Annotated in this window: 10 protein-coding genes; 2 read left to right on the top strand and 8 right to left on the bottom strand. The window is 49.5% G+C overall.

The features are described from left to right. The first annotated feature begins 78 nt into the window (after positions 1–78). Complete coding sequence (locus tag P6910_RS01305; protein ID WP_317144485.1) at positions 79–897, top strand: trypsin-like serine peptidase; 819 nt, start codon at positions 79–81, stop codon at positions 895–897. Between the two features lie 110 nt (positions 898–1,007). Here P6910_RS01305 and P6910_RS01300 read toward each other — a convergent pair whose 3' ends face one another. From P6910_RS01300 to galU, 8 genes are all read right to left on the bottom strand, one after another. Beyond that, positions 1,008–1,457, bottom strand: a complete 450-nt coding sequence (locus P6910_RS01300; protein WP_317144484.1) for a DUF411 domain-containing protein — start codon at positions 1,455–1,457, stop codon at positions 1,008–1,010. Positions 1,458–1,490: 33 nt separating this feature from the next. Beyond that, positions 1,491–4,619, bottom strand: coding sequence for a CusA/CzcA family heavy metal efflux RND transporter (locus P6910_RS01295; RefSeq protein WP_317144483.1), 3,129 nt, complete (start codon positions 4,617–4,619; stop codon positions 1,491–1,493). 10 nt (positions 4,620–4,629) lie between these two features. After that, positions 4,630–6,024 carry an efflux RND transporter periplasmic adaptor subunit gene (locus P6910_RS01290; RefSeq protein ID WP_317144482.1) on the bottom strand — a complete coding sequence of 465 codons (1,395 nt, stop codon included), beginning with the start codon at positions 6,022–6,024 and terminating at the stop codon, positions 4,630–4,632. Next, positions 6,021–7,274 carry a TolC family protein gene (locus tag P6910_RS01285; protein ID WP_317144481.1) on the bottom strand — a complete coding sequence of 418 codons (1,254 nt, stop codon included), beginning with the start codon at positions 7,272–7,274 and terminating at the stop codon, positions 6,021–6,023. Before P6910_RS01285 ends, P6910_RS01290 begins: the two co-directional genes overlap by 4 nt. Positions 7,275–7,366: 92 nt before the next feature. Then, positions 7,367–7,810, bottom strand: a complete 444-nt coding sequence (locus tag P6910_RS01280; protein WP_317144480.1) for a hypothetical protein — start codon at positions 7,808–7,810, stop codon at positions 7,367–7,369. 111 nt (positions 7,811–7,921) lie between these two features. Then, the gene (locus P6910_RS01275) at positions 7,922–9,133 is read right to left on the bottom strand and encodes a glycosyl transferase (protein WP_317144479.1); all 1,212 of its coding nucleotides are present in this window, start codon (positions 9,131–9,133) and stop codon (positions 7,922–7,924) included. Positions 9,134–9,192: 59 nt separating this feature from the next. Further along, complete coding sequence (locus P6910_RS01270) at positions 9,193–10,086, bottom strand: HAD-IIB family hydrolase (protein ID WP_317144478.1); 894 nt, start codon at positions 10,084–10,086, stop codon at positions 9,193–9,195. Between the two features lie 4 nt (positions 10,087–10,090). Continuing rightward, positions 10,091–10,921, bottom strand: a complete 831-nt coding sequence (galU, locus tag P6910_RS01265) for a UTP--glucose-1-phosphate uridylyltransferase GalU (RefSeq protein WP_317144477.1) — start codon at positions 10,919–10,921, stop codon at positions 10,091–10,093. Positions 10,922–11,125: 204 nt separating this feature from the next. Between galU and P6910_RS01260 the strand changes: the two genes are divergently transcribed. Continuing rightward, positions 11,126–12,841, top strand: coding sequence for a sugar phosphorylase (locus tag P6910_RS01260; RefSeq protein ID WP_317144476.1), 1,716 nt, complete (start codon positions 11,126–11,128; stop codon positions 12,839–12,841). Positions 12,842–13,083: the final 242 nt, after the last annotated feature.

Below are 13,083 nucleotides of genomic sequence, written 5' to 3'. Positions count from 1 at the left end.
TCATTAAGTGGTTATATGGCAGCAAGTTTGAAATATGCTAGTTTTCCATACTTGGCTAGCATAATCAGGTAACACTTAATGAAAAAAATTATTGTGCTCTTTTCTTTTATATTAATATTTACTTCAGAAGAAATATTGTGTGAATCAAATAGTAGAATTCCTCGATACACTAAGCCGGTTAGAAAAATAAATCCTGGTATGCTTCCATGGATAGCTGGTCTTAATAATGGTTGTACTACTGTGCTCATATCTGATAAGCATTTGTTGACTTCAGCTCACTGCATTGGTAAAAAATTAGACATAACTTTTCTTAATACTAAAAACAAGATTAAAAGCAAAGTTACAAAGTATATAATAAATAATAATTTTTTTTCTGCCTCTGATAGGCCTAAATACGATATAGCAATACTCGAGTTAAACCAGCCTGTGTCAATTCCTCCTGCTGACATCGACTATGCCAAGTGTCCAGACCTTTATAATATTACTGACCTTATGGTTGCAGGTTATGCCAATCAGCAGTTATTGCAGCTTGCATCTGTAAGCTGGGTAGGCTCCTGTAATGATGAAGTATATTTCGTTTCATATCCCGGAGATTCCCAGCCTGGGGATTCAGGTTCTCCCTTATTTTACAGACAAAACAATTCATTTATCTTAGGAATACATGTTGGAAAATTCTATCAAGACAATTTGGCAATCCAGTATAAACTGTCATTAACGTTTAATCGTAATTTTATAGAGAAGTATGTGCGATTAGAAAAAAGCCATGATATATATTACCCAATAAAAGGAACTTCTCTAAATACACAAAGATGGAATTCCACTTCTGCTTCTGCTTCCACTTCAACTATGTTATGCATTTTAATAACACCATTAATTTTGGCAATGAATTTGCCTTAATCATACCTGAATCCCCGAGTTCACAACGCATAAATCAGCCTGAAAAGCCCGCATTTCAACCCTGTTACCCAAAGAAGCCCATGCCAGAGCTTCTTTGGGTCATGCCGTAATTAATGAGTGGCAAATACACTCATCTTTCCATCTCTACTGAAACCGATCACCTGATAAGGATCTTTACGGTCACCGTACTCCATACCTGGCGATCCCACAGGCATACCCGGAACAGCCAGACCGTTTACACCAGCAGGCTTTTCAGTCAGCAAACGCTTGATGTCTGCAGCCGGGACATGACCTTCAAAGGCATAATCGCCTATAAAGGCTGTATGGCAAGACTCCATTCCCTTCGGAATCCCGGCCTTGGCACGATAGCCAGCTGTGCTCGGCACATCGTGGGACATGACCTTAAAGCCATTCTCTTCCATGTGTTTCGCCCACTCTTTGCAACAACCACAGGCAGGGGTTTTGTAAAGCATGACTGTCGGTAATGACTCCTCAGCCTTGGTCAGCATAGACGACATTAAAACAGCAGTTCCCAGAAACAGGGCTTTCAGCTTTTTCATGGTTTCACTCTCCTTTTTCGAGTGCTTCATAATTCATTGATTGATCTGATTGGTCAGAGCCTTTTCCCGGCTGTGCCACAGAAAATAAACGGCAGGCACCAGCACGAGAGTCACCGCCAGTGAGCTGACAATGCCACCGATCATCGGGCCAGCAATGCGCTGCATGACCTCGGAGCCAGTGCCATTATTGAGCATGGCCGGTATAAGACCAAAAAGAATGGTGCAAACCGTCATCATAATGGGCCTGAGTCTCAGAACAGCGCCATCCAATACCGCCTGCTTGATTTCCTGTGCAGACAGGCTTCTTCCTGACCGGTTAAATTCAGCCAGAGATTGATTGAGATAAACCAGCATCATGATGGCATTGCCCACTGTGACACCGGCCAGAGCAATAAAACCAACACCCACTGCAACTGAGAGGTTGTAGTCCTGCAGATACATCAGCCAGATGCCGCCTATCAGGGCAAAAGGCAGGGTGCCCAGAATGGTGACCACCTCAAAAGTGCTTCTGAACGTCAGGAATAACACCACCGTTATGAACAGTAAAGTGGCAGGGATGATCACGCCCAACCGTTCGCTGGCCCTTTCCATGTATTCGTACTGCCCTGTCCATTCCAGGGCATAACCTGCGGGCAAATCGAGGTTCGCGGCCACCAGATTTTTTGCTTCTTCCACGTAAGATCCCAAATCCCTGTCAGCAATATCCACCAGCACACGTCCGGTGGGCCTGGCATTTTCTGACTGAACGGCTGCAGGACCTTCCTCAACGTAGATATTAGCGACGTCGCCAAGCGCTATGGTCTGGCCTGATGGTGTCACGACCGGCAGCACTTTCAGTTTTTCAACCGAGTTACGATAGTGCTGTGGATAACGAAGATTGACTGGATAGCGTTCCACACCTTCCACCGCCTGAGTTATATCCATACCTCCAATAGCGGAAGACGTCACCGACTGAATAGTACTGATACTCAAGCCGTATCGAGCGGCTCTGATACGATCAATATCAACCCGGATATAGCGTCCGCCTGCCACTCGCTCGGCATAAACAGAGAGTGTTCCTGCCACCGGTGTCAGCAGTTGTTCCAGCGCCTTGCCAATGTCTTCTATGGTGTCGAGATCAGGCCCGGTCACCTGAATCCCTACCGGGGTTTTAATACCCGTAGAAAGCATGTCGATTCGGGTTTTGATCGGCATCACCCAGGCATTGCTGACGCCAGGCAGTTTTACCCGTTCCTCAAGCTCAGTTTTCAGTTGTTCTGGCGTTAAACCTTCGCGCCACTCACTTCTGGGCTTGAGCTGGACAATGGTTTCGATCATGGTCAAAGGTGCCGGATCGGTTGCTGTTTCAGCACGCCCTGCCTTACCGAATACCGTCTCAACTTCTGGCACTGTTTTAATCAGACGATCAGTCTGCTGGAGCAACTCTCTGGCTTTGCCCGTCGAAATACCTGCGTAGGTAGTCGGCATGTACATCAGGTCACCTTCATCCAACGGTGGCATAAATTCACTGCCCAGCTTCGAAGCCGGTAATGTGCCCACAACCATAAGAACAATGGCACCCGCGACCAGAGCCTTAGGATGCTTCAGGGCAAAATGGATCAGAGGTCGATAAGCAGCCATCAAACCCTTGTTCACCGGGTTTTTATCTTCAGACATAATCTTGCCCCGGACCAAATAGCCGATCAGCACTGGCACCAGGGTTATGGTCAGCCCGGCCGCCACCACCATGGCGTATGACTTGGTAAAAGCCAGAGGAGAAAACATGCGCCCCTCCTGAGCCTGCAGACTGAAGACCGGCATAAAACTGATGGCCTCAATGAGCAGCGAGAAAAACAGCGGCGGCCCCACTTCAATTGACGACTGTCGCACAACCTGCCAGCGATTGGCAGCCGTTACCCTCACGCGCTGCATATGTTTGTGGAAGTTCTCTATCATGACGATGGCGCCGTCCACCATTGAACCTATGGCCACAGCAATGCCGCCCAGGGACATGATGTTGGCATTCAGCCCCTGGAGATACATGATCACAAAAGCACCCAGAATCCCCAGGGGCAGACTGATCACGATGACCAGGGAAGAACGGAAATGCAGAAGGAAAAGGGCACAGATGGCCACAACAATGATCAGCTGGGTCATCAGAGTGCTGTTCAGAGTCCGGACAGATTCATCGACCAGAGTGGAACGATCATAGGTCGTGATGATTTCCACACCTTCCGGCAAGCCACTGGCCAGCTCTTGCAGCCTGTTTTTTACTCCCTCAATGACCTCTCGGGCATTTTCGCCATAACGCATGACAATAATCCCCCCGACGACCTCGCCCTCACCATTCAGCTCGGCAATACCTCTTCTCATTTGCGGACCGGTGCGCACATCGGCGACATCGCCAACCGTCAGAGGTGTCCCTTCAGGGGTTATTTTCAAAGGCAGTTGTCTTATATCCTTCAATGAATCCAGGTAACCACTGACTCGAACCATATATTCAGCCTCGGCCATCTCAATAGCAGAAGCGCCGGATTCACTATTGCCTTCCTGCAGGGCCCGGCCTAATTCCCGGAGGGAAATACCATAGGCTCTCAGCTTGTCAGGATCAGCAACCGCCTGATACTGGCGAACCATGCCACCTACCGTTGCCACCTCACTCACCCCGGGCACTGATTGCAGCTGGAACTTGAGATACCAGTTTTGCAGGCTGGTCAGCTGGGCCAGATCGTGATCACCGCCTCGATCCACCAGGGCATAATTAAATACCCAGCCGACACCTGTCGCATCAGGTCCCAGTGCAGTCTTTGCTGAATCCGGAAGGCTGGACTGAACCTGATTCAAATACTCCAGCACCCGGGAACGAGCCCAGTACATATCTGTGCCATCTTCAAACAGGATGTAGACATAAGAAGTGCCAAACATTGAGACCCCCCTGACATCGACGGCCCCGGGCACAGCCATCATGGCGGTCGTCAGCGGATAGGTCACCTGATCTTCCACCACCTGAGGCGCCTGACCGGGATAATCGGTCTTGATGATCACCTGCACATCCGAGAGATCAGGCAGGGCATCCACAGGGGTTTTCTTTGTGATCCAGACACCGGCAAACAATAGCGCCAGTGCAGCCAGTAACACCAGGAAACGATTTCCCAGTGACCAGCGAATTATCGCAGTGATCATGGTTCGTTCCTCAGTGGCCCATCATGCTGTGATCCATAGCTGGCATCTGGTGCTGGCTATGTTCCATTTTATCCATTGGACGACTTTCGTCTTTCATATCGCTGGTCGACATACTGTGACCGGAGTGATCCATGTCCATGCCCGACATATCATGACCGGAGTGATCCATGTTCATGCCCGACATATCATGAACACTATGATCCGTGCTCCCTTCAATCCGACTCAGATCAGCATGAATACTGGACTCTGAATCCAGCAGGAACTGCGCAGAAGTCACGATACGATCAGCAGTCGTCAGGCCTTTCAGAACTTCGACTCGACCGTCAACCTCGCGTCCCAACTCGATTCTGGCCGAGCGAAACCGTCCTTCTCCCAGATCTTTCACCACACGGTCATGGGATTCCAGCCGCAGAACAGCTTCCAGGGGAATACTCAATGCTTTAAAGGCTTCCGGAAAGATGGTCACTTTCGAGAACATGTTGGGTTTCAGCTCACTACCGGGATTATCAAACCGAAGTCGTACACGCAGGCTTCGAGTCTGGGAATCAAGCTCCGGATAGATATAATCGACACTGCCCTGCCACTCCTTTCCGGTAATATAATCCACCGACATGACCGCCTTTTGACCGGCCTTGACCAGCTGTGACTGTCTTTCAAAGACCTCCGCTACCACCCAGATCGAATCCAGCGAGGCCAGTTCAAGTATCGTTTTGGACGGATTGACGTAGCCACCCTCCCGGGTATTCAGCTGAGAGAGGTAGCCGCTGACAGGCGCATAAAAAGACAATGTCTGCTCAACTTTTCTGTTTCGGATGATTCGTTGAATCACATGACCAGAGACACCCAGAGAGACAAGGCGATCTTTTGATGCCTGAATGAATCCCTGATTGCCAGAGCGGACAGCAGATAACAGCTCTTCCTGGGCACTCACCAGAGCCGGGGAATAGAGATCAAAAAGCTTGCTATCTTTATTAACAAACTCACCCCGGGAAGAGACCTGAAGGTTCCTGATCCAGCCTTCCACCCGACTGTTTACCTGACGAAGGCTGTCCTCGTCGAAGCCAACAAGGCCTACCGTAGTGATTCGGGGTTGAATCGTCTGCACTACAGCTGGTTCCGAGCGCACCCCGAGACTGTTTATAACTGCAGAAGAAACTGCAATCGTACCGGGTGTATCGTCTACCTTTTCCTTTTTATAGACCGGCACAAGATCCATACCCATGGGTGACTTTCCTGGTTTGTCCCTTTTGTAATCAGGGTCCATGGGGGCAACCCAATACAGTGGCTTTTGGTCACCGGAGTCAGCCACGCTTTCATCATGGCCGTCCAGCAGCAGCCCCCTGGCACCGATCCCTGCCGCAAATGCAACTGCGGAGACTGACGCCATCAAGATCCAGTTTCTCATTGTGCCTTCTCCTTCGGCATCAGGTAATCAAGCTTTGCTTTGCTCTTCAGGGTATCCGCCCGGAGCCTGAGCAATTCAATCTGCAGGTTCAGTTCTTCGATATAGGATTGCACGACAGAGCGAAAGTCACTGGCATCACTCTGGTAGGCATTGAGCGTCGACTCTGACTGTCGGTGGGCCTGTGGCAGAAGCGTCTGCTGATATTGCTCCAGTCTCCTCTCAAGACCCTGAAAACGGGCATATTCCTGTCGGGCTTCAGCCATCAATTTTCTTAACAGCTCACTTTTTTCAGCCGTAGCTGCTTCCCGCTGATAATGACTGGCTGCCAGCTGTCGATCCTGACGATTGCCGGTGAACAATGGAATATCCACCATCAGCATCAGGGAGTATTGATCACGGCTGTCAGAGCCCATACTGGAAGACAGGTCTGACATGGATCGACTGTATTTGACCTCGGCTCCCCATTGAGGTTTATAAGCTTCCCGGGCCAGTGCAACACCCTGCTCTGATTGCTGAATCAATAGCTCCCGGGTGTTGATCAGTGGGTGAATCTGTACAGCCTTCATTGAAGGTGCAGATATTCCATTCTGACTGGGTAGCTTATTGGACAGTTCCACACTCGAATCTTCACCTAACCATCGGTTAAGTATCACGCGGCTCTCATTCAGACGGCTTTCAGACGACAACACCCGATCATCAAGTCGGGCCAGTGCCAGCCCGGCACTGATCAGATCCTGCTGACTTTTCTTGCCTTGCCGGTACATGGACTCAGTAACACTGCGCAGACTTTCGAACAGGTAGCGATTTTCATCCAGCATGGCCAGTGTCTGCTGCCAGTACCAGCTGTCGAGCCAGGCCAGTCGAACCTCTCTCAGCACTTCCAGTTTGCGGTTTTCGGCTGCTGAATCTGATCCCCTGGCCTTCAGCTCAGTCTTCTTGCTCTTGATCTGATTGCTGTCTCCGCGGGGGAGCATCTGCTCTATTTTCAGCTCCAGCATCCCCTGACTGGCAGGGTCCGGATTGTCGCCCGGAAGGTTCATGGTGCCTATGGACACTCTGGGATCAGACCAGCTCTCGTCAGCGATAGCCAGCTCCCGATAACCTCTGGACTGTTTTTCATAGGCTTGAATCATTGGGTCAGCAGCCAGAGCTTTTTGCTCAGCTTCTGAGAGAGTCAGGCGGTCTGCAGTGACTCCTGCCGATACCAATAACAGCCATGCAGCGGATGCCATAGTCCGTTTCAGTTGCATGTTTGTCTCCACAGCAGTGCCAATCCCATACAAGGGGGCACTGCAAAATCAAGGTTTCACTCAGTTTTTTAAACGACGATGTTTATGGAGTGCTATTCCAGAAAGGAGACATTGGCCAGATAGATATAAGGCTGCGAGCGGTATACTGAAAATGGGGGGGCAGAAATCCAGTCCTGCGACGGTTCAGCGTCCAGCAAGATCAACTCTGCAACTACATAAAGCAGGGTAAAAGTCGGCTTACTGTCCGGGTGAGAAAACGGGATATAGCGATCCTCAGAATCGCAGTCTGGACAAACCTGGTTCGCTTTCTGCAGATGCTCTGCCGGGGAAGGCTTACAGCAGTCATGATCCATGGACAAATCATCCGCCATGCCGTAAGCATTGGCTGGCATCATCATGGGCATGTCTGACTGGTCAGCAACCATAGCCTGTGACGACTCCATCAGGCAAACCTGCAACAACAAAAACATCAGCAGAGCAATCATTGCTGTGCCAATATTCTGCCTTTGTTTCAGGTTCAGGTGAAGGATGGACATAGAATTCAGGAGATTATGGTTCAGCTTTTCAACTTAAACTATCCAGTAGCTGGAAGGTCAACCCTTGAAAAGCTGAATGGGTGATGATTCGAGACTATCTGTGCGCTTTAATCAGGCATTGTCTTCTTCTACTGCATCATAGAGGCGCTCCAAAATATCAGGGACTGCAGACATCACCCGATTCCAGCTGGGAATAAAGGGTCTTTCCATGGGGTTTTCCAGGAAGTGTTGCCCTGCTGCCATAATGTTTCTGGCAAAGAGTTCAACGGCTCGCTCTTCCGTATCACGATCGACATGCAGGCCATTCATCATCGCATCATCGTAATAGGACTCAATGAAGTCCAGTGCGACCCGGTAATAAGTCGCTTTGATCGTGCGGAAGGTTTCAGTATTGAACTGAACCCCGTTGGTCGCCAGCTTCCTGAACACAGCCTTGATAATATCGTGGCTCATTTTGGACAGACCGGCATTGCGATCTTCTTCCGAAAGAGGCTGATGTTTGTGATCGTAAACATCGGCAATATCAACCTGACACAGCCGTTTATTGGAATAGTTTCTCTTAACTTCTGACAGTACCCCTATTTCCAGACCCCAGTCGCTGGGAATCCGGATGTCATTGAAAACACTGGTTCGCATGGAAAACTCACCGGCCAGGGGATAACGGAAACTGTCGAGGTATTCCAGGTAATCCATTGGGCCGAGAATTTTTTTCAGGGCTCGCAACAGCGGCGTCACCAGCAGACGGCTGACCCTGCCATTGAGTTTGTTGTCCGCCACTCTTGCGTAATAGCCCTTGCAAAAATCATAACTGAACGCAGGATTCGCTACCGGATAGAGCAGTCTGGCCAGCAGATCTCTCTGGTAGGTCACTATGTCACAGTCGTGCAGAGCTACGGCTTCTGACTTGGCTGAAGCCAGCACATAACCATAGCAGTACCAGACGTTTCTTCCTTTTCCAGCCTCTTTAGGGGCCAATCCCTTACTTTCAAGCAGACGGTCAATTTCACGAAGTCCGGGACCATCCTGCCACAGAATCCGGTGATGCTGATTCAACTGGGCAAAAAAGTCTCTTGAATAGGCAAATTCTTTTTCGTTGGCTCTGTCCAGACCTATAACAATCTCGGAAAGATAACCCACCTGGCTAAGCTCCTGAACAATATTATTCAAGGCCGGCCCCTTCAGCTCAGAGAACAGCGAAGGCAAAACCAGAGACATAGGGCGCTGACGGGAAAAGGCCTGCAGCTCCTGCTCCATATCTTCAACCGAACGTACCCTCAAATTATGGAAATTGGTGATAGTGCCATTCTGGTAAAAATCGCCCATAAATACTTTCTCTTCTTCTCGTTAGCGTTTTATGCCTTGATCACACTCTGCAGTTCAGCTCACCCGTCTTGTAAAGAGCAGTCTTTTATAACGCTGTCTTGTGGAGAGCGTACTGGCTCATGACCTTCCTGAATAGAATCAAGAACTTCCAATACCGCTTCATTCCAACCTTCAGGCCCGACTGACTTTGTGTACTTAATATTAGACAGATGTTCTGTAATGGGCTGCTTACTTTTTTCAGAACGCACAAGAACAGGAATATCCACTACTTCCAGCATGGGCAGATCGTTGAAACTGTCGCCCAGACCCATAGATATCCACGTCCACTCCGGAAAGTTTTTCAGGTAGTGTTTGAACAGCTTCTTCGCCGCCGAACCTTTATCCCCCTTGCCGGATACGTGATAGAAACGCCCACCCCGTGTCAGTTGTAATCCTTCTTCAGAAAGCTGCTTTTCAAACTGCTCCAATGCCTTATCACTGTCTTCCCAGATCAGAGGTTCACTGGCTTTTCGGTCTGCTGCCAGTTTAGCCTCCTCCAGATCGAGCCCCGAGAGATCGGCTATTTCACTATGAGAGCAATCACCAAACCCTCTGAACCGGAAGCCATACTGCTCGCGAAACTGTTTCAGTACCCTGCGTATCGCCTTATAGGGTTGACCATGGAAGTAATGGGTATTCTTGTCAGTATCAGACGACTGAAAGTAGTGAGCAGGGATGGTGGTAATCATTCCGTTTTCGGTAATAAATGGATGATCCAGAGCCATCTCCAGTTGCAGAGACAGCACCTCACTGAGGGTTTTGCTGGTATTGAAAACAACCGGAATATTTTGCTCTCTCAACCGGTCCAAAGCGGGTTTTGCCGCCACCCAGCTGTAGCTGTCATGATCCAGCAGGGTGCCGTCAAGGTCGGAAAATATGACCAGCTTCGCCATCGCCTTTTTGCTGTTGAACATCGACTCAAACTCTGTCCAGACGTTTTTGGTAGATGGTATTGGTGGCCTCGACAAAACCACTGACACTGCCACAGTCAAAGCGCTCACCTTCAAACTTGCAGGCAATGACACAGCCTTGTCTGGCCTGAGTCAGAATGGCGTCGGTCAGCTGCACTTCTCCGTTTATTCCGGGTTCAGTGTTCTCAATGATGTCGAAAATATCCGGTGTCAGGACATAACGTCCAATCACTGCCAGATTACTGGGCGCTTCTGAGGGGGCTGGTTTTTCCACCATATCGGTCACACGGATCAGGTTATCACTCAGGGCTTCACCCGCAATCACACCGTATTTATCAACTTCGGATTCGGGCACCTCCTGAACAGCCACAATGGTACAGCGAAACTGTTTGTAGAGACTGACCAACTGCGACATAACCAACGGACCACTGTCGTTAATACAGAGATCATCGGCCAGCACCACACCAAAAGGCTGATCGCCCATCAGGGTTCTTCCGCAGAGAATAGCATGTCCCAGCCCCTGCATCTGGTTCTGACGAGTATAGGAAAAAGTACAGGCCGCCATCACTTCACGAATGGTCGACAATTTTTCTTCTTTGCCACTGCCGGCGATTTCCGCTTCCAGTTCATAGTTGATATCAAAATGATCCGGAATCGCCCGTTTGTTTCTGCCATTGACAAACCCCAGGTCAGTCAAACCTGCCAGCATGGCTTCTTCCACGCCATATTGAATCAGGGGTTTATCAACAATAGGCAGCATCTCCTTGGGCATGGATTTGGTGGCAGGTAGAAAGCGGGTTCCATACCCCGCAACAGGAAACAGACACTTTTTAATCATATTATTACTCGTCTTATTGAGAAGTTTTGCATCTCATCGTACCTCATCAGGCTATAAGCAGAAGTCGTGCCAATTCAGAAAACCACCCGCCGGGGTCAACATCATTTACAATGATTGAAGGTTTTATAAATACGGGAGTGGCATGACTCCTGCTGCGAAGAAGGAAAAGTACTAAAAAAACATTGCCAAAGGGGAAGATGTATCGTGCAAAGTTATCCTAAAGCCTTCCATGCTTTTCATCAGGCCATGACTCAGCTTCTGATTCTCCCTTATGGACAGGAAGCGGGCGAGATAGCGGCCAGAATTGTCCGTAGAGTTCAGTATCATCTCCATGAAAATCCTCCCAAAACAGTTGCTGGCTGGTCAGAGAAAGATATTTTTCTGATTACCTATGGCGATACCCTCCATGACAACAGCGAACAACCCCCTCTTCAGGTCTTGAAGTGTTTTCTTGATGGCTATCTGAACGAGGTTATCAGTACCCTTCACATTCTTCCCTACTTTCCCTATAGCTCGGATGATGGCTTTTCTGTGATTGATTACCTGTCGGTCAACGAACAGCTGGGAAGCTGGCAGGATATAGAAGCCATCGCCTCTGACTATCAGCTTATGTCGGATCTGGTGATTAACCATGTATCCCGGGAAAGTCTCTGGTTTGCCGACTTTGTCAGTGGCCACCAGCCCGGCCGGGATTACTTTATTGAAGAAGACCCGGAGACTGATCTCAGTGAAGTGACCCGCCCAAGAAACTCCCCCCTGCTGGTGCCTATTCATACAAGGCGAGGGCTGAAACACGTCTGGGCCACCTTCAGTGAAGATCAGATGGATCTGAACTTTAAAAACCCCGATGTGCTGATTCAGATGGTAGATGTCCTGCTCTTTTATCTGGCCCGCGGCACCATGGTAATCAGGCTGGATGCCGTCGCTTTTCTCTGGAAGAAACCTGGCACTCACTGCATAAACCTGCCCGAGACCCATGCCATCGTGAAACTGTTCCGCCTGATTATGGAGAGAGCCTGCCCTGGCAGCACACTGCTGACCGAAACCAATGTCCCCCATGAGGAGAACATCAGTTATTTCGGGGACCAGGATGAGGCCCACATGGTTTATCAATTTGCCCTGCCGCCTCTGATACTGCATGCACTCAATCGGGGCACAGAAAAATACCTTGTGCAATGGGCCCGTAACCTGCCCGATTACCCCGAGAGTTGTACCGTTCTGAACTTTACTGCCTCTCATGATGGCGTGGGCCTGCGCCCGTTGGCAGGAGTGATCCCGGAAAATGAAGTTTCGGAGCTGATCGACAGCATGCACCGTTTTGGGGGGTTCGTCAGCATGCGCACCCTTTCGGACAACACTGAGTCACCTTATGAGATCAATATTGCCCTGTTTGATGCCATGAAAGGGACAAGAAGGGGCGAGGACCAATGGCAAGTGCAGCGATTCCTCTGCTCCCAGCTCATCATGCTGGGGATGCGCGGAATACCTGCTTTTTACATACACAGCTTGTTTGCCACACATAATGATTTGGCAGGAGTCGAGAGTAGTGGCAGAACCCGCTCGATCAATCGCCGCAAGTGGTTACTGGAAGAATTATTGCCTGAGCTGGAAAACCCGGCTTCGACTCGGTCGCTGGTTTTCCATTCGTTGCTGAATCACATCAGAGTTCGCAAACAGGAGCCCTGCTTTCATCCCAATGCCTCCCAAACCATTCTGGATATGGCGCCCGGGATTTTTGCATTCTTGCGTACATCTCCCTGTGGCCGCCGGAAACTGGTGGCTATACACAACCTGACATCGGCTCATCAAACGTTGAACCAGCCAGACTATGTCGGCTGGTTCGATTTACTGGGCAACGGGGTCATACAGGACCTTCAACTCAAACCCTATCAGGTATTGTGGTTAGCAAAAACGCCGTAAACCCTCGCCCAATCGAGGGTATCGTAAAACTCCAACAACTCGTTACCAGGCTCCTGGCAACACTCTCTTTGTTGAGGGTGATATGTTTTGCCAGGCGCTCCGGGGCTAGCAAAAGACAACAATCGTCTAAATAAGTGACCGAAGTCATCCATCTGCCCATCGAGTGGCTCGTGATCACACTCTTGGGGCACAAAAAACGATAAGTACTTCTATGAGTTTTTAACAGAATCTCCTTGCCAGAA

The organism is Endozoicomonas sp. 8E, assembly GCF_032883915.1.
GTDB lineage: Bacteria > Pseudomonadota > Gammaproteobacteria > Pseudomonadales > Endozoicomonadaceae > Endozoicomonas_A.
This window is presented reverse-complemented; position numbering and strand designations above follow the sequence as displayed.